Below are 23939 nucleotides of genomic sequence, written 5' to 3' on the forward strand. Positions count from 1 at the left end.
CCTTTTGATGATGGGCGATACATCGTGTAACGCCCCGGGTGTTGCCCCCCACGGAATCCTTATTATGGGATTCATCCCAAAATGAACGGGTACGGTGACTTTCACAAGAACCTCTCGCCTGTTCCCCGTCACGACCCCGGAATGGGGTATGAGGGGCGGTGGAGCGGGCGGTTTCTGATGTCTTTTAATGTCTTTACTCAATTTCCATTAAAGTTGAGAGGCCATCAGTACAGTAAATCCCGGTGAGGATTAGGCTGAGGTGTATTGAGGAAAGTGGAATCTGAAACATACTTATGGCCTTATGACGCAGTAACTTTCAAAAAATTTAAATCAGAGATTGAGCGATTGTCTTAATGTGCCGTTGTTGCGGGTGGAGGAAATGTCCCGGGAGTTTCACGACGAGAATGATCTCAAAACCATCGAATACCTCATCTTGCTTATCCTGGGGAAGGCTGGTGGCGAGATTAGCGTTCTCCACCTGCAGAAGATATTCTTCTTCCTCTGGAAGTTCCACCCTGAGGTAAGACGGCTTGTGGAGTTCGTGCCTCATCTGAAAGGGCCGTTTTCTGATGACTTGGATGATGCGATAAAAAATCCCCTTTACGTTGTGGACTGCTGGGAATACCGTCCCCCGAGAAACAAATCAAAGGCTGAGAAGGCCAAAGGTGGATACCTCGTAATTACAGACAAGGGTGAAAGGGTTTACAGAAAGCTTATTGAAGGGTTGAAAAGAAAGGCTCAGGAAGACAAAGACGCCCTTGCCCTTCTCTCCGCCGTGGAACTTATCGTTCCGCTTTACACTAAGCTTTCGTGGGACGAACTTCTTTTCCTGCTTTACACTGACGAGACCAACAAGGAGTATTCGATTAAATCTGAATTATCTCGCGATGTCTTGAAAAATGCCGAGAGTATCGTTAATCGTCTTGTCAGGAAGGGCATAATAACCGAAGATATGAAGGCGGCCCTCCTCCAAAGAGCAAAGAGTGCAAGGTGGATAATATGAGTCGAAGGGAGTCTGTGGTGGGGGACAGCTCGTTTTATATTGCGTTTTTAGCTGAGAATGAAATCAATGACGGAATGTTCTTAGCAAATCTCCTGAGAAAATATAACTTCCTCATGGGCCGGGTGGTTTATGATGAGATCTCGCGGAAAAACCAGGCGGAGATTGAAAGAATCGGATTGAGTGAGTTAGTGGAATTCGCAGACGAGTACGATTATGCTGCGTTGCTCAGTATAATAGGGGATAAGGTTTTTGAGAAAGGAGAATATGAGAGTGTGGCAATTGCTTATACCAAGTACATTGAGGGAAGTCTCCACTCTCTTATCATGGACGACCGAAAGGCCCGGAAGTGGGTCGAGCAGAATTTTTCAGAGCTGAAGAAGTTCCTCCGGTACAGTCTCAGGTTTTTGGTGAATGCATACAAGGTGGATAAGAGGCTCACAAAGGATGAAGTCCTTCACGTTCTTTTCAGTGTCATTGATTCGATTGAAAGGGGAGGTCGGCCGTTTAATCTGAGTAAAACTGGGATAACCCTTGTGGAACAGCTCATTGAAGAGGTGGAGCGAAGTGGCGAGAATTGAATTGCATACTGGGGTTGAGGAAAGCATTTCGGCCGAGGACGTCCCGGGATTCGTTATCAAGAAGGTTGACCTCGGGGGAATTCGCCTTGAGACTCCGGTGAGGACTCTTTATCTGAGCAAGGATGTGCCTGTCCGCGCCCGTCGGAGAATTCTCGACTTGAAGGAGAGGAAAGAGACGCTCTTCGAAGTCAATCGAACGATTTATATGGACAGAAGTTACAATTCGATACTTCATGCCGTTAGGGAAAGTGATGATGACGGCATTAGGGATACTTTTAAGCTGAGCGAGGAACTGGCTAATTATAACATTGCTCTGCCGCTTTCATTTTCCAAGTTCCCTCAGAAGGTCTTTGGGATGGAATACTTTGAAAGATTTTTGGATTATCTTCACGAATACTCTGCGGTACTGTTCGTTCCACATGTGAGATTTGCTCGTGAAACTGGTGCAACCGCTGTTAATTATGGTGCGCGGTCTTTTGTAAGGTATGTTGATCATGTCGTTGAAACCTTGAACGAGTGGAATACCAAACCAATCTTTGTGCCGCTTGATGTGGATTATCCAGCGGAAACCACAAAGAGCATTATCGCTCATTATGCAGAGAAGGGATATACCAACATTTGGGTGGATTTCAAAGGCCACACATTTACCAAAAGCCGCTCAGGAAGAATGAGGTCCCTTAAGAGGCTTATTGATGATTTCTTCGGGGAGGAAAGCAAAAACGTCATTATTTACCTCTCAAATATCAAGAAGATACAGAGGGAACATCCAAGGGAAGTTAAGCTTAGGCCATCGGATATCTTCGGCACTTTTGTATATGGTGATATTGTTGGTATTCCGTGGAAGGGAATCGTTTGGCCGTCTAAGGGTTCGGACCCTGAAAACGATGATTATTGGATCAAAAAAGGTTTTTCAACCCAGGAAGAGTATGAAAAAGCGGTATTTAAGAGAGATACCAGCCTCTTTGATAATGATTCATATTATTATTGGCATCCAGACAAGATACGCTTCAGGGATACGAACCTTGACAGGCTTCGGGAAGAGATTCTTTCAATGAAGATGAGACAAAAGTCAGTGGCCGAAAGGATTAGCCATTCGATAAGCAATGTTATCGCACTTCGTGAGCTCAGTGAACTCAAGCGTAAAGTCTTGTCTGAGGGAACAATCCGGGACCACCTGGAGAGCAGAGAATACTTTGCCACAGCTGGCAAAAAAATGCTGGAGAGTATAAGCATCAGACCAAGAAAGCGGCGGACGGGCAAAAAGAAAACAACTGAGAAACCAAAGAAGAATTTGTTTGATTTCATGGATTCTTTTGATTGAGTGGAAGTTCGCCCTTTCAGGGTGAGGGATCCTGTCTCTGGAAGATACAGTAAGAAGGTCAAAGAGATAAAAAGCAAGATTCCCATCAGAAGCCCACGAAGCAGCACTTAATTCTACCCGTCCTCATAAGACTTTTTTGTCAGAGAATCCGTGTCTGATTTTGAAAGATACGATAATTGCTGTGGCATGATGATGTCACCGACGAAGTACTCGAGACTCCAACAGGTACTTGACAAGTATGGGCTTTATGTGTACGATGTGGCGGATATATTAGAGAAAGCCTTGGGAAATTAAGGAAGAGGAAATAAAAAATGAAATCATCGAAGCCTGGATTTAGTTTAATCTTTTTCCATTATCTTGTAATACCCGCTTCTCGGCTGGTAAACTTCCTCTGATTCCATGAGTTCCTTGAGCATCTCTTCAACTTCAACCCGCTTAAAGCCTAACTGCTGAACATCTTCAATAATGTCTTCTTTTGGTGTCCCCCAATCACCGGAGGCCTGGCGCCGCTCAATTGCCTCTAAAACCTTCTGCTTTAACTTCAGCTGCCTCGATGACCGCCCGATCTCAAGTATCGTAACGTCAACGTTGCCTTCCTCGTCAATTGCCGCTCTCTGGAGGGAGTACTCGAGCAGACTCACAGCCACCTCAAAGTCCTCCTTCGTCACCGTATCGTGAAGATGCATTCTTGCGTGAGCCTCAGCGAGCCTCAAAACCGCCTCTAGCTGTCTTGGCGTTACCGAAAAGCCCTCACTGTTCTTCAGCCTCTTCCTCAGCTTCAGGTAATACTCCTGAATTTCCTCATTCAGCTGGGGGTCGAGTTTCAGCGTCTTTATCTTCTTCCGAGCGTAAATAATCAACTTCTTGAGGAACTCGGGAGAATATGGGGGCTTAATCCGTTCGCCTTCATACCACCTCTTTAGGATGGCCTCGGCAACCATCTTGTCCTTCTTCTCATCAACTGTGTTTATGAACGTGAATATCAAATCAAACCTGCTCATTAGTGAGGGCGGGAGGTCAATCTGCTCGGGGAGCGTCTTGTTCCTGTTAATCTTGCCGAACTTCGGATTTGCCGCGGCAATGACTGTGGCCCTTGCATTGAGGACCATGTTGAGGCCGGCCTTAGCGAAGTAAACGCTGCCCTGTTCCATCGGTTCGTGGAGGCTGTTACGATCCTCTTTGCTCATTTTATCCAGCTCATCAATGATCGCGAAGCCGTTATCTGCTAACACGAGGGTTCCGGCGTCAACTGTCCACCTTCCTGTGATGTTGTCTTTCTTGGCGGCGGCCATGAGTCCAACGCCGCTTGCTCCCTTTCCGGAGGTCCTAACGGCCCGGGGAGCAATCCTAGCTGTGAAGTCGAGCAGATGAGATTTGGCCGTTCCCGGGTCCCCAACGAGAAGGACGTGAATTCGCTTCCTCTTTCTTTCCCCCACGGGCGAATACTCGTCGTGCCCTCCAAAGATGGAAAGCAGTATGCCGAGCTTCTCGTTCTCGTATCCGTGCACGGTCGGGGCAAAAGACTGAATCAGCTTCCTCTTGTACTCTGGCGACTTAACTTCCTCAAGGATTCTCTGCTCTTCCTCAGGGGTTACTGTAATGTCCTCCTCGTCTTTACTCTCTTTCTCAATATGATTCACGATTAGCACAAATTTCTTCACGGGTTTGTTGTCCTCCTCACCTTCGAGGAGTCTCAGTGTGCCGGTAATGATTACTCTGTCCCCCGGAATAATGTTGTCACAGAGGTCGTCAAGGAGGATAATGTTCAGGTTCCTTGGCAATTGGCCTCCTTTCAGCTTCTCCGGAGGGTCCTGGATTGTCGCCGTTTGGTATCGCCTGAATCTGCTTTTTTCGGCATCGAGTTCGAGGTTTTTGGAGCCACAGGCGTCGCATTTGGTCGGTTTTATCAGCTTTGTTGAGTATTCTCTTTGCATGCGAATTATTTCGTTTCCGCAGTCCTTGCAGAGGAAGACGGCCTTTGAGATGAACGGTTCGATGCTTGAGAGCCTCGTTACAACGCCGCGGACTTGAATGAAGCGGTTAATCTGTTCGGGACCCACAGATCGTGGTTCGAGTGTCTTGGGCAGGTTGTAAAACCTAACGTGAATCTGGGGCGGGTTATCTTGGAAGAACTCCTCTTTCAGCACGAGTTCAACGGCGTCTTCGGCTGCCAAGATGACTTCTTCGGGTTCTTCCAAGAGTTTCTTAGGAATACATTCGAGAACTGAGCTGAGATGGATGAAGTCAATATCAAGGCTTTTCTTGCTTTCTTCCGTCATCAGGCTGGCGAGTTTTTCTCGATAAATCTTTTTCTCATTTTCCCCGACGTAACTGGAGATGAATGTTTTGAAGGCCTCAATCATTGCTTCTCTGTCGCTTCCATCAAGGGATTTAAGACCTTTCTTCGCTTGTTCATGTTCCAGGAGCTTTGTGAAGGTTTCACATATTTCTTCCCTGACTTCAGGGAGCAGACGAAAGTATCTCACGTCCCGTGAGACTTTTTTCTCCACAATATTGGTATCATTCCCGACTCTTGAAATGGCCTGTCTTAGGGAAGAGTTGGCGTATCTCTTTCCGAGAACCTTATTGATTTGAGTAACCTTGTCGATCAGGTTAGAATATGTAACATAATCCCGTTCATGACATAATGCTAATATCACAAGAGAGTCATGTTGTTTGTTCAACTCAACTGTCCTTTTGATTGCCTGAAGCTGAAGTTCAAAAATCTCTCTGAGATTTTCCTGCTTTTCCTTTTGGATTTTATCTTTTTCCTCCTTTTCCTTTTGGGAAGGAACAGATTCTGTGTCTTTTTTGCCGTTTTCCTCTTCAGAAAACGGAGGAAAAAATTTTTTCCTCGACTCCTCATCTGATATCTCTGCTTTGATCTGATGTAAAATCTTTGCAAAAGCATCAAGGTGCTCTTGGGTAATGACTCCAACTTCCTCACCAAAAATCGCCTTTACAGCCTTCCGTGCAAGGAAGCTAAAGCTCCCAATGTTTGAAGCACCTTTCTCATGGATCTTCTTTTTGATTTCTTCGTGACTCCTGAAGAGGTCCTCGACACGCAGGTTCAGCTCCTCAACCCTTAAAATGACGTCGTTAATGTCGACATTCTCGACTTCCACAACCATACCATCCACCCGAAAAGAAGGAGTTAGGTATGAACAATTAAAACAAGCTGGTGCTGGTGTAAGGTGATTGCCTTACACCGGCGGTGTCAGGTAAGTGCCTTACGCTGATGCCCCCTGGTGAGGGTTATACAGGTGGTGCGCAGGTGAGGAGTGTAAAATTTTTGCAAAAAATGGCTTATATACGGGGGGTGTTCAGCGAAAGTACGCGAAAAAATATTAGGGTACGGAGAACAGGGAACATAATACACCCCAAAGTAACGCACCCGTGTACAAGTTTTACTGTACAAATGTATTCAAATTCGTGTTCTCTGTTCTCCGTACCCTTCGAATTTTTCGCATTTTCAGGGGGGTCTAACCTCTCTTATATACACAAAAGGAGTGGTAAGGGGCGAGTTTCACGAGCGGAATTCACAAACATGCCCCACAATGTTTACTTTTGTTCATCGTAATGTTCTCTGGTTCCCTCAACGATTTTTTTGTTTTTCAGAAACCTTAGGGTACAGGTGCAAACCTGTGTACCTAATGCACTAAAATGTACGCGTGATGTTCTCTTTGGATTTTTTACAAAATCTTAAAAACCTTACAGGGAACAGGTTTATATATTTTTTCTGCACATAAAAACGACATTTTTTTAAACATTAACTTCCCTGTCTCGCCGTCGTAAGTGTAAGGCAGGAGCCTGACGCAGTTCTTTTAAACTTCAGCCTCCCACAGTCTTCTTCGGGGTCGTGAAGGTGGTGCCGATGGACGGGGAGAACTTAACTCCCTCCGAGATTGTGGTCAAACTAATCAAAGATAACCCGGACTTGAAACTCGAAGAAGCACAGCCAGGGGACATTGGTATTGACCCAATCGCCGATGGATACTTCTCGCCCGATCTCGACGTCAGCATCAATATCAAAAAAGTCAAAATATTTAAAGTTCACAACGGAGAAGACGTTAAGGCATTTTGGATTAACGGTTTTATGTTAATTTCCCGAGGAATGGTTATACGGAATCATAAAACGGGTGCAATTGCAGATTTGATTCTCATTAAACTCTCCAAGGACAGGGTTCTCCTAAAGGGAGCACTTAACGGGAAGCCCATTATGGCATACTTCCAGGTCGAGCCGAGCGAGTGGTTCATCGACGCGCTCATCCACGCGGCTGGAATACTCCTCAAAGATTACGGCGAGAGGAGTCTCACGCCCGTTCGAGATGGCTGAAATCGCCTGTGCATTTTGTTTCATTCTCGAACCCAATAAGCGGGATTGCTCTGGCCCAATTTGTCAAATTGTATTAAGTAAAAAATCCTTTACTGGTGTAAGGCAAATGCCTTACACGAAAAATTTATAAATTTGGCAATCCTGATTCTGCTTTGCCGTTTGGCGGTATATTCGGCGTACATCGACCCAGCAACTTAGAGAGGGCTAGTTGGAGGTGTATTGAATGATTGAGGCCAGGTTAGTGTTCAATGGGTCTTTCGATGAGGCCGAGGCCAAGGTGAAGGAGGCTCTTCCGCAGGCCGGCTTTGCTGTTGTCTGGGAGCAGGACTTCACGGCTGTTGTCAAGAACAAGCTCGGCATTGACATGCCGAAGTACAAGACGCTTGGCCTCTGCAATGCTAAAATCTTCTACGAGCTCTGGAAGAGAAACGAGGAGATCGGTATGGTTGCCCCGTGCCACCTGCTTCTGTACGAGGACGGTGGCAAAGTTCACGCGAAGATGGCAGTCCCTGATGAGTTCTGGGACGAGGAGGTTCTGGCAGAGCCGTTCAACAGGGTTGTGGAACTCCTGAAAGAGATTGGATTTAACTGACTTCCTCACCTTTCTCTCATATCTTTTTGTTTGATGTTCGGGAGGGGTTGGATGAAGAAACTGGAGCTCGTGAAGAAAAACAATCTTGTACAAGTCGGAAAGTTCCGGATTACAGGCTCCGAAGGGGAATCTCTCTTTAAGAAAGGAGAAGTCTTCAAAGACCGCAAAGGGACATTCTGGGTGATGGACAAATTCAAAGAGGGGGAAACATACATTTTCTGGATTCCTCATAAACCCCGCCCCAAGAGGATACGTGTAAAATTGGTTAAAAGAACCCCTGACAAGTTAGTTTTTGAGATTATTGCCAGCTCAGAACAAAGACTCTCCAACCCTAAGAAAGATCCCAACGTCCAAAAAGAAAATCGATCTCACAAGGCAAAGAGGGCACCAGCGAAAAACGAGGGAATACATCCAAAAGAGCATAAAATGCCTCAAAAAATACAGAAAAGGCGCAACTGGGGTCGAACAGTTGGAGCGATGTTTAGGTTGCTTTTAGGAGGGTTCTTTTTAGTAATGGCAATATTCAGCTTCATTGAGGGAGAAGTTGTGCTTGGTATTGTCCTCTTAATTGTCATGGCTGGAATTTTTGATGGAAGCAATGCAGAACAGAATTCTCAGCATAACGTCCAGCCCACGGTTTATGATGACGATGATTATTACTACAATTACCTTGATGAACTCGAAGAGGACAGTCTCATTGAGCTTATGGTGTATTATTTAGACGACTGATATTCGACCTCGATAATATGGGGGGATGAGAAATGTTCCTTCATATTGAAACCGGGCTGGCGAGTGAGGATTATGGGGTCCTGCTCAAGGCTGTCAAGAAGGAGATGGGTTTAACAACCGAGAAGCTCAAGGAGCTGGGCTTTGACGAGGACGTTGCCATTGGCGCCCTCGTGTTCGAGGTCCCCTCAAGCTCGAAGTTTTATTGTAAAGCCTGCCTGGACGCTTTTGATGACTTTGAGAGTGCTCAACGGCACGTTATTGAAATTCACTCAAAAGAAGACGTCCCCAAGTTCAGGGGGAAGAGTGCTAAGGAACTCGTGCAGATGCTCGTGGGAGAGATACAACGGGTGGATTAGTGTAAGGTGATTGCCTTACGCAGGAGATTTAAGGTTTGAGTCGTGGGTGCTCCCGGTTTCTGGGCGGTTGGAGAGGCTGGTGGGCTTCAAAGTTGGAGAGTTAGTCATCATCACGTTCTCCCCGTGATTTTCTTTAAGTGCAATTTGGAGAATCGAAACCTTTAACCGGGTTAGACAAGGAAAGAGAAAACGAGGGTGGGTCTCTTTTGAACAAGTTGAAAGAGGTGGTGTCGAAATGAGAGGCAACGAAATCTGGAGATTAGCGAAAGCCATTGCAAAGCTGGTTGATGCGGCAGGTGCTTTGTTGGACCCGGCGGACATGGTTTTCAGGGGCGCGTCAATCAGCACGAGGGGCGCGGGTCGTGTTCAGCCCCGCAAGCAGGAGGCTCATGATGATTGGTTCTGGACTGGGTGACTCTCTCTTCTCATCTTTTTGCTTCTGTGCGACCCTTACGGGCCGCCGACATAATATACGCGAGTTGGGTTTAAAAATTTTTTCTGTAAGGCAAATGCCTTACACTGAATTAACACTTGTGTAAGTATTCTTTGGAATTGTCCGGAGGACTTAGATCGAATCTAATCTCAGGAGCAGTTCGTGGGCGGCCTTCTCCTGCGTGTAATGCAGGATATAATCTAGCCTCTTGTGGCCGGTTATTTTGGCAATGAGTTGGGGTGGATACTTTTTTTCTGCTAAGTAACCCACGAACGCGTATCTTAGGCTGTGGGTGTTGAAGCCGTATGTTTTCTTCACCCACGTTGATATTTTGATGACGACTCCTTTCTTACCATGCTTCTGAAGTTCCCGTTCAAGGAGCCCCTCGAGGGCCAATAAATCCGCTTTTTTGACCTCTCTGGGCAAGATCATCAATCGTTGATATCCGTCTCGCCGTTTCTCAACTGTAATGAATGCTTCCTGTGAGTATTCTCTTGAGACCTTGGAGATGAATTCAATTGCCTCTCCAATTCGTGAACCGTTTCTAAGCTGTGTCAAAAGTATCACTAAGTACATTCTTCTCTTGAGTGCCTTTACACCTTCCTTCTTTCTTGCCTCTTTGAGATCTTTGAGCAGAAGCCGATAAGTCTCTTCGTAATCCAGGCCTTGGTCCCAGCCCATGATGGCCACCTAATTGTGTTTTTTGTTTAACTTAAATGCAAATTTTGCTTATAAGTTTTACTTTTTGGTGGCAATTTGTTGAGCTTAGGGTCGTAAGTTAAACACAGAAGTGATCCGTTAGTTTTAACTCCCCACCCCCCGCTCGAAGCCGAGGTGGTGGCATGGCGTGGAGGATTCATGTGGCATCTGGTACTATGGGAGTGTTCCCCGAACCTACAGCAACAATCCAGGCAAGGAACATCCCAGAATACTTTGACGGAGTTGAGGTGCTATACTTGCCTCCTCAGTCAGTTACAGCCCTTGCCAGCGCACTCTCGGAGCGATTTGTTAATACTTTGATAATCTTCGCAGAGCCCTTCAGGATAAGCAACAAGGTCGTTATTAGGGTATGGAAAATCCAGGGCATCTGGGACGGAAGCACTCGGCGAAAGAATATCATTACCCGCAATCCAGAACCAGATACCCAGATCACACTTATGCTTTTCCTCAGTGAAGTCGAACGAGAAGCCATTTTATTTGAGATACTCCAGCATGCAAAAGACGGTATGGAGTTCAAACTTGTCTCTTAACTTTTTGATTTTTACTGCTTTTGGATTCCATGTAACAACCTCCCGAAGCCGAATATACCCTTGTGCAGACTTTCTGAAGATGCGAGAATCAAAAAGATTCAAAATCGAAATGTATTTGAATGTTGTTCTCAAGTAACTGTTCTGGTGATGCTGAGTGAGGATTTTTCTCGAGCCGAAGGTCTGGACAATACCCCAGCTTATTGAGAACATATTGGAAAAAGACAATTATTACCTCCCTGCATTCCAGAGGGATTATGTATGGGACGAAGACGATGTAAAGTCTTTAATCGATTCAATACTCAGGGGATATCCAATTGGAGCAATCATCCTCTGGAAACCCTCGAGCAAGGACTTTATTAAAGATGACCCATTCGCTGTGCCCCTCACGGATTCCGTTGTGGATAATGGTGGAGATTATTATTATGTTATTGATGGCCAGCAACGTCTAACATCGCTTCTCCTCCTCTTCAATGGGTGGCGTCTTCCTCGGAACGGGAGAGAGATTACTCTTAAAGTGCCAATCTCATTGTACCCAACGGACAAAGGAGGTTACAGGCTGTATAAGAGCGACAAGCGTGGAATTGATGTTTCACTTCTCCTGAGAGCCTTTGCAACATACGACATGAAAACATACAACGATCTCATTACAAGATACAGCGAGGAATACATCAAAAAGGCCGAGCCGGTTATCAAAAGAATACTCGAATACAAAGTCCCCGTTTACATAATGAGTACAACCAAAGAGGATCCTGAAACTGTGATGGAAATGGCCCAAGCGTTTATCAGAATAAACAAAGAAGGCGTGCGTATTGGAAACGTCGAGCTCATGCTCTCACTCTTAGCAGGGAAGATGGGTGGGCTGATACGAGACACAATATACAACGATATTTACCGGAAGATTAGGGAGGAGACCTTTGAGATTCAAATCCAACCAATCATCAGACTGGTCTTGTCAAACTTCGGATTTGCTCAGTCCCAGATATCTCATGTTGAGAAATTCGCTTCGAGTCTGGACAGGATTGCAGAATATCCCGAGGAAAACCTCAAACCCACTCTGCAGAAGTCAGCCAAAGCATTTAAGCTTGCAGTTGACTTCGTGAAAAATGAACTCCCTCTTCCAAGTGCCCAGCTCTTGCCTTCCCAGCAGACCATTGTTCCACTCGCCAAGTACTTTTACACAGCGGATATTGAAGACTTCGAAAATCTCTCTTCCGAGGAAATCGACCGGATAAAACACTGGTTTATCCTGGTAAACTTTGTGGGATATTACAGCACAAGCCCGGACTCCAAGCTTGAAGCGGACTTGAGTGTAATCTCTGAAAGCAATGGCACCTTCCCATACAATGAACTTCTCAGGAACATTGAACAGAGGAAGTATCCAACGAGGATTCGGAAAGACCTTTTCATGAGGGGACTCAATGTAAACGTGATGAAGAGGAGTGGCAGGCAGTATCTCTTTATCCTTTACCTCCTCCTTGCTCAAGAGAACGCGAACGACTGGGCAGGACATCTAATTACTCAGGTTCCATATGGTTCACTTGCGAAGCATCATATATTCCCCCGAGAGTTCCTCGACCAAAATCTGGTGATTGACGATCCCACTGATAAGGAGATTATGATAAACAACCTGGGCAACATAACGTTCATACATAAGTCCACGAACTCCGAAATCGGGGATTTACCCCTTCATGACGAGGATGCAAGAAGATATTATGCAGAAGAGCGGGGATATATCTACAAGATTGGTCTGAGTGAAAACACCTTAATGAGTCATTTCATACCACTCGACAGAGAGCTCTGGAAACTGGAGAATTACGAGGAATTCCTGAGCAAAAGAGTCGAATTAATGTATTCGGCGCTGAAAAAGGAGTATCCCGGGATCATTAGTTAATTTAACCTTATTTTCTTTCCCAAATATAAACTGTGAACACTCCAACTTCATCCATCGTCTAAAGAGCGGGACTTTCAAGAAAAATGTCCGGAGGTTGGAACAAGAGCCCATTATGACAAAACTCTCCAAATATATCTCAACAGGCCTTGAAATACCCATAACGGCTTAACTTTTTGATTTCCAATTTTCTTTTTCTTTGTTTAAGTGCGGAGAGTTATATTTAATTGCCCACTCCCAACTTCAGATTTTGGGTGGATTTGTATGGCAGAGGCGATGGTGAAAAGTGTATACGAGGCCCAGCTTCCAGCCGGAATCCAAATCGTCCAGAGGACACGCGGGGAAAGATACGGAATACCAGCCAGCGAAATCGAGAGGTACCTCAACGAGCTGGAGCTCAAAGACATCAGTGAGAAGCACAAGAAAAAGCAAATCCAGTTCCTCAAAGAGTTTCTCTCAGTCCTGCCCGTGCTCGGCCAGTCATCGGAGCAGATTTACGTTGTAAGTGCTGTGACCATCGAAGAGTACCTGGAATACCTGGACTCCCTCAAGGGCAAGGACGGCCAGAATCTCGGATACAAGGTGAAAAAGGACAGAATCGCGACTGTGAGAAGGTTCTTGACGGCAGTTGGTATCAACGACCCTGAGATAATAAACAGGCTCAAAGCCGTGGAAACAGAGCTCAGGAGAAAGTGGAAGATGCATGTTGCAATGAACACCAAAACGGTCACCAAGGAAGACATTGACAACCTCTTTCGGGCCCTCGAAGACCTCTTTGAGGATTATGAAATAAAGGAGGAGCAGTACTGCAAGACGCTCGCGTTCCTGCTGTTGCTGGCAACGACGGGCAGAAGGAAAGAAGAAATCGCGAGGGCGCACATTAGCTGGTTCGACTTTGAGCACAACATAATCAGACTTCCCCACTCAGCGACGAAAGTCGGCAGACAGTTGAAGGAAGTGGAAGGCTTCGAGATTCTCCCGTTGCATCCGGAGGCAAGGGCCTGCCTCAAAATGTACACAGCCAAATTCAAATACGCTGTCGAAGCGAACGATGGATACCTCTTCGCCGTGCCGACAAGAAAATCCGAGAACCCGACGTTCTTCGATGCACTCATCAAAAAGCACAAGAGCCTGAGGGTGAAGCTCATTTACAGCCCGGGGACGCTCACGGCGGGCATGTTCAGGAAGTTCTTCATCCAATATTGGTATGAAAAGGGCGGAAACGAGCTCATACTCAAAAAACTCGTCGGGCACTCGCCGAGCACGGTTCACGAGCTCCATTATGCAAGGGGATTGCACCACAAGAAGCTCTTTGAGGAATACAACAGGGTCTTCGGCAACGTCCGATTCCTGACGAAGAAACAGCGGGCGATGGTTTCACGGTATCTCCCCAAAAAGGGCAAAAGAAAGCGCAGGAGAAGAAGGTGAGATTTCCTGTGTCTTTCTTTTTTCTTGGTTCCAAAGTTGGGCTTAGTTCGCTTTCATGTCTCAAGGTGTCAAAGACTTCTGCATGGAAACCTTTAAAAGTGACGGCCCGTCACTAGTGATGGGGTGTTCACTTTGTTCAGCACGCGCCCGATAAGAGATGAGAAAAACCTCCATGGAGAAGCACACAGGAGGGCGGTTAGGGAACTCAAAAATGCCGTTGATGAAGGCGACTTTGTGGCGATTTTAGGTTCGAGGAGGGTCGGCAAAACCAGCGTCATCAACGTCTTTCTCAACAAGCACCGCTCGAAATACAATTACCTTTATTATGACCTGGCCTTTGGAATGGGGCGTGAGGCAATAAGTTACACCGAACTCGTCCCCGTTTCGACGAACATACCAGAAGAGCTAGAATACTCCGCCACACTGAGCCTCGGAGTCGTGAAGATGGATGTTAAGCCAAAGGGAATCGCCGAGTTTCAGAATGCGTTTCTGAACCTCCTCAGGCACCTGAACAGGTCGGGAAAAAAGACGGTGGTGGTGTTTGATGAAGCCCAGGTCCTTCCGAGGTTCGCTCCACTGAACATGCTCGGCATGCTTCAGACGATTTCAGACGGCTTTGAGAATGTAACGGTTGTCCTCTCTGGCTCGATGCCTGGCCTTCTGGAGAGGATAATAAATCCCTCAGGAGATAAGCCATTCTTCGCGAGATACGTTGAGAAAATTCACATCTCCAGGTGGACGGTTGAGGAAAGCGTTGAGTACTTGAGGAAGGGCCTTCCAGATGCCCCAGAGGAGGAGCTTTATGAGGCCGCCCGGGAGCTTTCAAACGTTCCAGGTTTTCTGGCGTATTACGGTAAGCTGAGGGTTAAGGGGGATTCCCACAGGGAAGCGTTGGCGAGGACGATTCATCACGCTGTCAGGCTTTGGAAGAAGGATTTGAGAGACTTCATCAGGATATACAGGTCTCCCGCGTATATAATCGCCCTGAAAAGGATCGCCAAGGGGCCCTCGTATGGCGTGACGACCGAGGAAGTCCTTACTGAAATAACGTCCGTTGTGGGAATCTCCGAAAGGCGGGCAAAGGAGGTTCTCAAGAACCTCGTTGATGGGGGTTTCTTAGTAAAACCCAAGCGGGGCGTTTACCAGATTCCAGAGCGTCCCTTACGGCAGGCGATTCTCGAAACGAGATTGGAAGAAATTGAGAAATCCATCTAAGGCACTCATACGAGCTTTGCCCCGAATTTCAATTTTTTGAAGACTTTATCGTAAACGCTCTGAAGGCTCTCCGTTGTGTGGTGGGAGTAATGGAGCGCGTTTATATCGCCCCTGATTGAGTGCCCCATGAGAAGCTTCTTAACCGTTGCATTGCCGTTCCGCCTGTCCCATTCCTGCGAGAAGAATTTCCTCATGTGCTTGGGCCGGATCGGCTGGTTGGCCAGCTCTTCCTTTCGAATGAATGGTTTTTCGAGGCTGAAGTAAGAGATGACTGGCTTATCGGGGTTTGGGCTGTATCTTTCGACATACTGCTTCAGCAGGCTCTGAACTTCCTTTGTTATGAACGTTACCCGCGCCTGGCCCGTTTTGGCGACGTTTGGTGGCACTTTGATGAGTCCTCGGTCAATGTCAATATACAAAAGGGGTAATTTTGTGAGCTCATACACTCTAAGACCGCTCGTCGCCATTATTAAGAGGCCCAGCATGATTTTGTTGGCAATTCTCCCGGAGACTTCTTCCCTTTTCGCAAACTGAACCCTGTGTATTACCTTTAGGAGGGTTTGGACGTCCTGAACGGTGATGACTGTCATGTCCACTCCAACATATCTCGGGCTTTTGAGGTTGTGTTCAAGCGGAATGCCGGCGATTCTGAAGAGCTTTTTGAGATATGTGATGTGCTTGCGATACATGGAGGGGGAATACTGTTTCTGAAGGTTCTGGAGGTGTGAAATCAAGTCTTCGACCGTGAACGACCAGTAATCGCCATGTTGGGCTGTTTTGTCCAGGAATTTATGAATCACACGGTTCACGAACTTTAGATGGTGTTCAGCAACGTTGTTGGCCTTTAGTTCGAGTAAAAGAATGTCGAGGTGTCTTTTTGTTATTATGTACTGGTTGTCGTCCGCTCGTTCATGTACAAATGCTGGCATGGCGACGTTTTGCCCTTCAAATTTTTCTACTGTTTCCGTCCTTCTTTTGGCGAATAAATCCCTTTCAGGCTGTGGATCCCCTAGCCCGGGTCCAAATCCCGGCCCTGGCCCCAGAACAGCCCTTTCTGACGAAAGCGCTGGCGGAAAGTTTCTGACTGCTTTTGAATGCTGGCTTTTTGAAGGTGCACTTTTTCAAAATGGTATTCTTGAGTGGATTTCCTCTTAATTGGCTGCTTTCAGCGAGTCTCTTATCATACGACGCCCTTCGGGCGTCAAAAAAGAAAAGTGGACTGAAATATACAGTAGTTTCTATGAGAAATCCCAGCATTAGAAGGTATGAATTTGGGGTATGCACTCTTTAGCAAGCAACCTCTAAAAGCGGTCACAAACTGTGGTCAACCTTAGCGTTGGGATGAGCGGTTTGAAGTCGAGCTCGTCGAGCTTCTGTTGTTGAGATAAAATCTTTTGCCTTGGTAAATTCTCGACTTTACCTCTATGCAGATCACCTCGTTAAACTGCGTCTCTAACACCCATTTATTGTTCTTAATAAAGTCCTCAAACGCTCCTTCTTCATTCAATCCTTCACCAAATCCAAGCACTTGAAAGTTTCCCACGTCAGGATATATCTCGTTAGGGGACGAATATGTGGCTCCATCCGGTGTCATGAATATAAACAATCTTTTTCTCATATTACCACCTCTAAGGTTAGCATTCTCAGCAGTTCTTCGTAACTATATTCTGCCGATTTGTCTAAGTTATTAAAATAGTATCTAACTGGCAGGATTTTGGAATTATCAAGGGCAGATTTTGAAAAATCTCTGGCGATTAATATTCCCCCAACAGTTTCATTGCTAAATTCGCTTATGTATCCTATTAATTGTTCTATGTCTTTCCTTTGTGCCTTCCCTGTCTTAACTTCCACGAGCAGATACTTATTTGTTCCAGTTGGATGTCTTAGCTTGATGAATATATCGACGTATCCCTCAGGAAGGGCTTTTTCACCAAGCACTTCAAATTCATCTGGAGACTTATCAACGCCAAAAAATTCCAAAGCATCATCGAGAACGGAACTCTGGATTTTTCTTCTCACGAGAGACTGGAGTATAAGTTCTTTAAAGTAGAACTTTTCCGGAATTTTTTGGTTTTCTCGTTTGAAAACAATTTTGGGTTCAAAAGGCTCGGCCTCGAACTCTATATACTTGGTTTTGCCATTAAATGCGTTTCCCATCTCAGAGACATTGTAAAAGGTTATTGTATCGGCTTGAAAATGTGTCTTTCTATAGCCACCTCTCAAAAGCAAGTTTTCAGCTACGTAAGAAAATTCAGGCCTGACCATTGGCTCATTAAATTCTCTCTCCTGTTTTAAGAACAGCCTGAAAGGAAAATAATATGTCCTTTTTGATCTGAAGGTTATCGGCGGCCAAGGAGGGAGATTCTCCGCGTTTTTGTAGGCAACTTTTTTAACAACTCGGTACAGGTTTCTGACTCTTGCTCCGTACAGAAAAGAGACATAATCTCCAACGTTTATGTCGAAAAATGTCCAGAGGCCATTTATACTGTTTGTAAAACCAGCAAGGGCGTATTCTATGCAGAGTTCTAGATTTCTTCTGTTTGAAAGGGATATTAAAAAGTAATCTGGCATCTTGGTTCACCCAACTGGAAGGTTATATGAGCAAGAATTTAACCCTTTCTTTAATTCCATCCAAACCCCTAAAAACCTTGGACACAATATCCACCCGGTGAATGTCAATGTCCTGGAAAGACAAGCTCGGCTTGGTTCACATCTACACCGGCAACGGGAAGGGAAAAACTACCGCGGCATTTGGCCTCGCCGTGAGAATGCTCGGCTCCGGCGGAAAGGTGATAATCCTCCAGTTCATGAAGGCTCCCGATGTGTACGGCGAGCAGAAGAAGATAGCGGAGTGCGGCGCGGTCATAGAGTCCTTCGGCCTGCCCAAGTTCGTCCACGGGAAGCCGGAGCCGGACGACATAGAGGCGGCCAAAAAAGCTCTCCAGCGCGCGAGGGAGGTAGTCTCAAGCGGCGAGTGGGATCTGGTGATCCTCGACGAAATCTGCGTCGCCCTCGGCTTCGGAATGCTCGACGTCGAGGAAGTCAAGGGGCTCATCAAGAACAAAGCGCCGCACACGGAGCTCGTCCTGACCGGCCGCTACTGCCCGGAGGAGCTCTTCGAGCTGGCCGACTACGTGACGGAGATGAGGGAAGTCAAGCATCCCTACCAGAGGGGGATTCTCGCGAGGAGGGGCGTTGAGTTCTGATCCCATCCCCCCATCCCCGATTTCGACGTTGACCGAAAAGCTTTTTAGTTAGGAAAGCTTAAGATAATCCGGGGAGGTTTTAGTAACAATTCTTTAGAAAAGGGGGTGATAGAATGAGCGAGCTCATCGGTCAGATCGTGCAGGTTCTCAAGGAGCAGGTCGTTCAGGACACCGTCGTTCCCAGGAACATCAGGCGCGCCGCCGAGCAGGCCATAGAGGCTCTCCTCGACGAGAGCAAGGAGCCGGCCGTTAGAGCGGCCGATGCCATAGCGATCCTCGAGGAGATAAGCGAGGACCCGAACATGCCTATGCACACGAGGACGATCATCTGGGAGGTCCTCGGTGCCCTTGAGCAGGTCAAGTGAGCGTTTTTCTTTTCCCGCTCATTTCCCTGCGTTTTCTGACGGAATAAAGGAACTGCAGGCTCACACTTTTCTGCCCATGTACCAGAGCTTCGCGCTCTCCTCGACGAGTTCGGCCTTGTAGAACGCCTCCCTGAGGGTTTTCCCCACGGTCACTATGCCGTGCCTGGCCATTATTGCTGCGTCTGAGTTCTGGAGGGCCTCCGAGGTGACATCCGCCAGCTCTTCAGTCCCAGCGGGCCTGAATGGAGCTATCGGGATTCTCCTCAGGTATATCTCGGCCTCGGGGGTTATTATCGGCAGTTCGCCCTCCACCAGCGTCGAGGCGACGATGGAATACGGTGGGTGCAGATGGGCGATGGCCCTGACGTCGGGCCTCGTTCTGTAAACCGCAAGGTGGAGCCTGTACTCCGACGACGGCCTCACCCCGGAGACCTGCCTTCCGCTCATGTCGATTACGGCGACCTGCTCGGCAGTCATGTCGTCCATCACCGCTCCGGTGGCCTTGATGAAGACGAGGTTTTCCCTCCTGATGCTCAGGTTTCCGCCAAAGGCGGCCGTGAGTCCCCTCTTGTGGGCCAGTCTGGAGTACTTCACCAGTTGGGTTTTGATTGCCCTGCTCATTCTTTCACCACCCTCACTCCATAGCCGCAGTCCCGGCAGTAGGCTTTCTCCACCTTCCAGGCGAGCTCTCCGCCGCATATCGGGCAGGTGTGGGGGTCGCCGTTTTCCCTCCACCTCGAGTAGGTCTCGCGGTCTATGACGAGGAAGAGCCCCTCCTCATCCTCCTCGAAGTGGCCGAGAACGGGGTTGCTCTCGGGCTCGAGGGTCTTTTCGTCTATGATTATCGGTTCTATCCCGATGTTGCCCTCGTACTCGAGGTCGTTGGCGGGCAGTATCTCCACGACGAAGGCACCCAGCTCCCTGTCCCTGTACGCTATGACCTCGAGGGCGTCGCTCAGCTCTCCGCTGGATGATATAACATCGATGACAGCGTTCTCTCCGCGCGGGAACGCGAGGACGACCAGGAACTTTGTCCTGTATATCGCCATCCCCCTGTCGAGACAGCTCTCCTCGAGGCCGAACTCTCTCATGAATTCCCTGATTTCGTCCCCCTCTGGAAGGCGGCCCTTCTCAAGTATGAGCCCGCCGATCCTCTTCGCAAGGGGCATCGCGAGCGTGACCGGTTCGTACAGCTTCATGCTCTCACCCCCACTAAATCAGGAGAAAAATTTATAAACCTACCCGGGGCACTATGGAACGGGCAGAGGTCCCGCGGTAGCCTAGCCTGGGAGCGGCGGCGGACTGTAGATCCGCAGGTCCCCGGTTCAAATCCGGGCCGCGGGACCACCAGAAACCTTCTCCTGTTCTGAATGTCCTGGACTGGGGCCCTCTCCCGGTTGTACGATTCTGAGCGGGTAGTTTTTGGCGTATTTAATGTATCCTGTGCGAAGGGTATCGAGAAAAACTTTTAACCTTTGGCGTGTTGTTAAACTCTGGTGTTTAAAATGGGGAAGGGGAGCTTTCTAACCGAGCAGCAGATTAAAATTCTCAGGCTCCGCGCCAGGGGCCTCAAACAGAGCGAGATAGCCGAGATGCTCGGAACGAGCCGGGCCAACATAAGCATCCTTGAGAGGCGCGCGCTTGACAAGATCGAGAAGGCCAGAAACACCCTTCTGATATGGGAGCAGATAAACTCCAAGATAAGCGTCGAGGTGAGGAAGGGTGAGGACATCTTCAACGTTCCGGAGAGGCTCTTCCTGAAGGCCGACGAGCTGAGGGTGAAGGTGCCGTACAGCACGGCGGAGATAATCGCCTTTCTCGTGGAGCACGCCCCGATAAGCGACAGGATAGCGAAGCGTGACTTCACGCTCTTCCTTGACGCCAAGGACAGGCTCAGGATAAGCGAGTGCCTACTTGAGGACTTCGATAAGGTGGGGAAGCAGGAGTGACGTGAAGACGCCGTTCAGAGCCATCGCCAGTCCGCTCACCGCTCCCGCGAGCTCATCGTCCAGTATTATCCTCGCCGTTCCAAGGCCGTGGGAGCTCACACCCATCGCCAGACCGCGTGCTATTCTGTCCCGTACCCCCGTCGCGCTCAGCAGCTCCGGCCCAACCGCGTTCCCCATTATCCCGGTGAGTATCACGAGGACCGCGGTTAAAGCTGGAATGCCCCCTATCTTCTCGCTTATGCCGATTGCTATGGCCGTGGTAACGCTCTTTGGGGCTATGCTGAGGAGGACCTCCTCGCTACCGCCGAGGAGCTGCGCGATGTAGAAGGCGCTGAGGATTGCAACCGTTCCGCCGACGGCTACTCCGAGCGCTATCTCCCTCGCGTAGGCCTTTATGGTCTCCCTGCCCTTGTAAACCGGAACGGCCAAACTCACCACCGCAGGCCCGAGGAGGAACTTGAGTATAACCGCGCTATCCATGTAGCTCCCGTAGGGGATTCCGAACCACTTAAGGATGACCGCTATCGTGATTATGGAGAGGAGAACCGGGTTGGTATAGAAGGCCCTTTTCCTGGCGTGAAGCTCCGAGAACAGGTAGAAGACCACCAGGGTGAGGGTTATTCCGAGCGGGTTCATTTCTCCTCCCTCCTGAGGAGTTCAACCGTCTTCGCTGTGACGACCAGCGTAATCAGGAAGCTCAGTATCAGGGCGACGAATATCGGCACCGCCTGGCTCTTTATCAGGCCGAGGTAGGTGACTATCCCGACGCCGGGAGGGATGAACATGACGCTCATGTTTCTGACGAACAGCTCGGCCTCGCCCTCCACCCACTCCAGTTTGATGGCACCTGTGAGCAGCGCTCCCAGGAGGAAGAGCATGCCGAGCACGCTCCCCGGAATCGTCAGGTTGAGGGCAAAGCCTGTGAACTCACCCAGGGCGTAGAAGCCGAATATTATCGCCAGTCCGCGGTAGGGCCTCATGCTCCAATCTAGGGTACCCGCATATAAAAGCATCCCGGGTGATGCGAAAGACCAATAAGCCCCTGCCGCGTAACACCATCGGTGATACCATGCTCATGAGGAACTACCGTTTTCCGGGTCGCTACGGTCCAGAATGGGGCAGCGGGGGAATATTCGGGCTGAAATATCACAACGGGATGCTCTACTTCACGCTGGCCTTTGAGGCGGAGGCGCACTTCATAGACCTCGGATGCGGGGAGGAGAAGGTTTACGACTTCACCCTCCTCGGAGACGCCCCGACCAGCGGTGGCGACACCTACAACGCGGTCGAGACGGTTGATGAGTTCATATACTTCGGCGGCTGGGTTCACGCACCGGCGGTTTACAGGGAGGAGGGGAGGATACTCTTCCACAACAAGTACTCCCACGTCCACGTCTACGACACCGAGAACGACTCCATAAGGCTCCTCTGGAAGGATTCCATCCACCACGAGACCGACTGGGCGGGAGAGGTGAGCGATATACTCTACGACCCCTACGGCGACAGGCTTCTCCTCGCGAGGGAGGACGGCCACGCCAACCTCGGCGTCTATGCCTTGGACAGAAGAACCGGAAAGGCCGAGGCGCTGATTCACGAGCCGGCCCCCAAGGGAACCACGGTTCACGATGCTGCCTTTTTCGGCGTTGGGAACAACTTCACCGGCGGTCTGAGGGAGTTCAGGGCCCTCGACCTGGTGGGAGGGGGATGGGAGACGTTCAAGCCCGGTGGAAGCGCTGATGGGCGGCCGTACATAAGGCCCGAGCTCGGGGCCATGGCCTCGGCGTACAACAGGGCCTTCGCCTTCGTCAGGGGAGGGGTTCTGGCAGGGAATCCCCTCATGGGCGAGGAGTTCAGGTTCTTCAGGCTCTTCGACTTCTACACCTTCTACGCCCCATTCAGGGTGAACGCGATAAACGTCGGCGGGGGCATTCTGACGGCATTCAACGCGCACCACGACGCGGTTTACAGGCCAGATTCCCGGGATGCCGGAATCGAGTGGGCCGCCACCAACACCGTCGTCGGGCCGAGCGTCCTCGTTTACGTTGCCCCGCCGATGGTCAGGATAGTCGGGGCATTCGGCGCCAGGGTGACGAGCATCGAGAAAGCCGGCGGAAGGCTCCTCGTTGCCACCAACACCGCCCCCAACACGGGCGCGACGGAGGCGACGCCCTTCGACACGGGGAACAGGGACATAGTGGTTCTCGACGAGAGGATAATTCAAGAGAGGCCGCCGGCGGTAAGCTTCTCCCTTCCGCTCGCGCTTCCGAGCGCCGCAAAGGGCCTTGGGGCGGGGACCTTCGGTGGAATCCCACTGGACGGCTACCGCGAGCCGAGAATGGTTCTTCACCTCAGCGGCGACAACCGGCTGACGGTCTACGAGTACGACCTATCGCTCCCTGCGGGGGAGGCAGTCGCCGAGAGGTTCGACGTTAGGGCGGGGAAGAACATCCTTGAGCTGGACTCCTTCAGCGGCATCGTCAGCTTCGAGCTGGAGAAAGGGGATATGAAAGGAAAATTGAGAATAGAGCTCCGCTGAGCTCTCTTTTTTCACAACCTGAACTTGCTTATTATTGTCCGCAGCTGGGACACGATGTCCTTCAGGTCCCTCGCTGCACGTTCGAGCTCCTCGGTGGCGGCGGTCTGCTCCTCCACCGCTGAACTGACTTCTTCTGCTGAGGCGGTGGTTTCTTCAGCACTCGCGGCCAGGTTCTCAAGCGACCTCAAAGCATTCTCAACCTCATCCTGCGTCTTAACAATCTGCTCCTTAACCTCACTCATCCTCGAACTAGCATCCTGAAGCAGGTCGGCTATGTTGGTTAGGTACGTTATGGTTTCTCTGAGCGTGTCCGCGCTTTCACTTACCACGGTGACGCCCTTCTGGGTGCTGTCGACGGCATCGCGGATTTCGCCGGTGATCTGGTCAATAATGTTCTTGATGTTGTCCGCGGCCTGCTTACTCTCCTCCGCGAGTTTCCTAATCTCCTGAGCAACCACAGCGAAACCCCTTCCGGCCTCGCCGGCCCTTGCCGCTTCAATGGCCGCGTTTAAGGCGAGTAAGTTCGTCTGCTCGGCGATGTTGGTAATCACGTTCGTAATCTCCTCAATACTCCTGCTCATCTCAGAGACTTTTCTGACTGTGCTTTCGATGTTGCTCATCATTTCTTGGATGCTTTCGATTTGTTTGGCTGAGATTTCGCCTTTTTGTCTGCCTTCGCTGGCTATTGTGACGACTTCGTTTACTGCCGCCTCGAATTCGTCCATGGCTCTGACGCTTTCTGCGCTTGTTTCTG

General features: G+C 49.0%; 25 protein-coding genes and 1 tRNA gene. 16 read left to right on the top strand and 10 right to left on the bottom strand.

All coding sequences use genetic code 11. The features are described 5' to 3' along the window. Nucleotides 1-355: 355 nt before the first annotated feature. From E3E42_RS09515 to E3E42_RS09525, 3 genes are read left to right on the top strand one after another with little or no spacing between them, the layout of a single operon-like run. Nucleotides 356-1003, top strand: a complete 648-nt coding sequence (locus E3E42_RS09515; RefSeq protein WP_206206087.1) for a hypothetical protein — start codon at nt 356-358, stop codon at nt 1001-1003. Then, a complete protein-coding gene (locus E3E42_RS09520) occupies nt 1000-1581 on the top strand; it encodes a hypothetical protein (RefSeq protein WP_167904337.1) in 582 nt (193 codons plus the stop codon). The genes E3E42_RS09515 and E3E42_RS09520 overlap by 4 nt, the downstream gene beginning before the upstream one ends. Beyond that, complete coding sequence (locus E3E42_RS09525; RefSeq protein WP_167904338.1) at nt 1568-2902, top strand: hypothetical protein; 1335 nt, start codon at nt 1568-1570, stop codon at nt 2900-2902. Before E3E42_RS09520 ends, E3E42_RS09525 begins: the two co-directional genes overlap by 14 nt. A gap of 338 nt (nt 2903-3240) precedes the next feature. Here E3E42_RS09525 and E3E42_RS09530 read toward each other — a convergent pair whose 3' ends face one another. Beyond that, nucleotides 3241-6033, bottom strand: coding sequence for a minichromosome maintenance protein MCM (locus tag E3E42_RS09530; protein ID WP_167904339.1), 2793 nt, complete (start codon nt 6031-6033; stop codon nt 3241-3243). A gap of 743 nt (nt 6034-6776) precedes the next feature. Between E3E42_RS09530 and E3E42_RS09535 the strand changes: the two genes are divergently transcribed. The 4 genes from E3E42_RS09535 to E3E42_RS09550 all read left to right on the top strand — a co-directional run bounded on the left by E3E42_RS09535 (nt 6777) and on the right by E3E42_RS09550 (nt 8915). Further along, on the top strand, nt 6777-7238 hold the full coding sequence (locus tag E3E42_RS09535) for a hypothetical protein (protein WP_167904340.1): 462 nt from the start codon (nt 6777-6779) through the stop codon (nt 7236-7238). Between the two features lie 223 nt (nt 7239-7461). Beyond that, on the top strand, nt 7462-7830 hold the full coding sequence (locus E3E42_RS09540) for a DUF302 domain-containing protein (RefSeq protein WP_167904341.1): 369 nt from the start codon (nt 7462-7464) through the stop codon (nt 7828-7830). Nucleotides 7831-7881: 51 nt separating this feature from the next. After that, entirely contained in the window at nt 7882-8559 is a 678-nt protein-coding gene (locus E3E42_RS09545; RefSeq protein ID WP_167904342.1) for a hypothetical protein, read from the top strand. Nucleotides 8560-8591: 32 nt separating this feature from the next. Next, nucleotides 8592-8915 (top strand): hypothetical protein, encoded by a 324-nt coding sequence (locus E3E42_RS09550; protein ID WP_167904343.1) that lies wholly within the window; start codon nt 8592-8594, stop codon nt 8913-8915. A 565-nt stretch (nt 8916-9480) separates the two neighbouring features. On the opposite strand, the gene E3E42_RS09555 is transcribed toward E3E42_RS09550, so the two are convergent. After that, complete coding sequence (locus tag E3E42_RS09555) at nt 9481-10029, bottom strand: integrase (protein WP_167904397.1); 549 nt, start codon at nt 10027-10029, stop codon at nt 9481-9483. 161 nt (nt 10030-10190) lie between these two features. Between E3E42_RS09555 and E3E42_RS09560 the strand changes: the two genes are divergently transcribed. The 4 genes from E3E42_RS09560 (at nt 10191) to E3E42_RS09575 (ending at nt 15129) form a co-directional block, all read left to right on the top strand. Next, the gene (locus tag E3E42_RS09560) at nt 10191-10598 is read left to right on the top strand and encodes a hypothetical protein (protein ID WP_167904344.1); all 408 of its coding nucleotides are present in this window, start codon (nt 10191-10193) and stop codon (nt 10596-10598) included. Nucleotides 10599-10752: 154 nt separating this feature from the next. Continuing rightward, nucleotides 10753-12489 (top strand): DUF262 domain-containing protein, encoded by a 1737-nt coding sequence (locus tag E3E42_RS09565; protein WP_167904345.1) that lies wholly within the window; start codon nt 10753-10755, stop codon nt 12487-12489. Between the two features lie 261 nt (nt 12490-12750). Continuing rightward, complete coding sequence (locus tag E3E42_RS09570; protein WP_167904346.1) at nt 12751-13914, top strand: tyrosine-type recombinase/integrase; 1164 nt, start codon at nt 12751-12753, stop codon at nt 13912-13914. A 123-nt stretch (nt 13915-14037) separates the two neighbouring features. Beyond that, nucleotides 14038-15129 (top strand): ATP-binding protein, encoded by a 1092-nt coding sequence (locus E3E42_RS09575; RefSeq protein WP_370519645.1) that lies wholly within the window; start codon nt 14038-14040, stop codon nt 15127-15129. Between the two features lie 5 nt (nt 15130-15134). Here the strand turns inward: E3E42_RS09575 and E3E42_RS09580 are convergent, their stop codons facing one another. From E3E42_RS09580 to E3E42_RS09590, 3 genes are all read right to left on the bottom strand, one after another. Next, nucleotides 15135-16058: a tyrosine-type recombinase/integrase gene (locus E3E42_RS09580; protein ID WP_167904347.1), complete on the bottom strand. Its 924-nt coding sequence runs from the start codon at nt 16056-16058 to the stop codon at nt 15135-15137. Between the two features lie 401 nt (nt 16059-16459). After that, nucleotides 16460-16747 (bottom strand): hypothetical protein, encoded by a 288-nt coding sequence (locus E3E42_RS09585; protein WP_167904348.1) that lies wholly within the window; start codon nt 16745-16747, stop codon nt 16460-16462. Then, the gene (locus E3E42_RS09590) at nt 16744-17700 is read right to left on the bottom strand and encodes a hypothetical protein (RefSeq protein ID WP_167904349.1); all 957 of its coding nucleotides are present in this window, start codon (nt 17698-17700) and stop codon (nt 16744-16746) included. Before E3E42_RS09590 ends, E3E42_RS09585 begins: the two co-directional genes overlap by 4 nt. Before the next feature lie 107 nt (nt 17701-17807). Here E3E42_RS09590 and cobO point away from each other — a divergent pair, with 107 nt between their 5' ends. Continuing rightward, on the top strand, nt 17808-18335 hold the full coding sequence (cobO, locus tag E3E42_RS09595) for a cob(I)yrinic acid a,c-diamide adenosyltransferase (RefSeq protein ID WP_167904350.1): 528 nt from the start codon (nt 17808-17810) through the stop codon (nt 18333-18335). A gap of 113 nt (nt 18336-18448) precedes the next feature. After that, a complete protein-coding gene (locus tag E3E42_RS09600; RefSeq protein ID WP_014013138.1) occupies nt 18449-18700 on the top strand; it encodes a UPF0147 family protein in 252 nt (83 codons plus the stop codon). 60 nt (nt 18701-18760) lie between these two features. On the opposite strand, the gene E3E42_RS09605 is transcribed toward E3E42_RS09600, so the two are convergent. Next, complete coding sequence (locus E3E42_RS09605) at nt 18761-19321, bottom strand: aldolase (RefSeq protein WP_167904351.1); 561 nt, start codon at nt 19319-19321, stop codon at nt 18761-18763. Further along, complete coding sequence (locus E3E42_RS09610) at nt 19318-19899, bottom strand: transposase (RefSeq protein WP_167904352.1); 582 nt, start codon at nt 19897-19899, stop codon at nt 19318-19320. The genes E3E42_RS09605 and E3E42_RS09610 overlap by 4 nt, the downstream gene beginning before the upstream one ends. Nucleotides 19900-19969: 70 nt before the next feature. On the opposite strand from E3E42_RS09610, the gene E3E42_RS09615 reads away from it, so the two are divergent. Both E3E42_RS09615 and E3E42_RS09620 read left to right on the top strand, forming a co-directional pair. Next, nucleotides 19970-20047: transfer RNA gene (locus E3E42_RS09615), tRNA-Tyr, on the top strand. Between the two features lie 158 nt (nt 20048-20205). After that, on the top strand, nt 20206-20649 hold the full coding sequence (locus tag E3E42_RS09620; protein WP_148883811.1) for a Tfx family DNA-binding protein: 444 nt from the start codon (nt 20206-20208) through the stop codon (nt 20647-20649). Here the strand turns inward: E3E42_RS09620 and E3E42_RS09625 are convergent. Together E3E42_RS09625 and E3E42_RS09630 are read right to left on the bottom strand one after the other, a co-directional pair. After that, entirely contained in the window at nt 20611-21285 is a 675-nt protein-coding gene (locus E3E42_RS09625; protein ID WP_167904353.1) for a CidB/LrgB family autolysis modulator, read from the bottom strand. The genes E3E42_RS09620 and E3E42_RS09625 overlap by 39 nt on opposite strands. Next, a complete protein-coding gene (locus E3E42_RS09630; protein ID WP_167904354.1) occupies nt 21282-21629 on the bottom strand; it encodes a CidA/LrgA family protein in 348 nt (115 codons plus the stop codon). Before E3E42_RS09630 ends, E3E42_RS09625 begins: the two co-directional genes overlap by 4 nt. Before the next feature lie 89 nt (nt 21630-21718). On the opposite strand from E3E42_RS09630, the gene E3E42_RS09635 reads away from it, so the two are divergent. After that, nucleotides 21719-23185, top strand: coding sequence for a DUF2139 domain-containing protein (locus E3E42_RS09635; protein WP_167904399.1), 1467 nt, complete (start codon nt 21719-21721; stop codon nt 23183-23185). Between the two features lie 11 nt (nt 23186-23196). Here the strand turns inward: E3E42_RS09635 and E3E42_RS09640 are convergent. Further along, nucleotides 23197-23939 (bottom strand): methyl-accepting chemotaxis protein (locus tag E3E42_RS09640; RefSeq protein ID WP_240913683.1); only part of this gene is annotated, 743 nt, incomplete at its 5' end.

This window comes from Thermococcus sp. JdF3 (genome assembly GCF_012027495.1).
Lineage (GTDB): Archaea > Methanobacteriota_B > Thermococci > Thermococcales > Thermococcaceae > Thermococcus.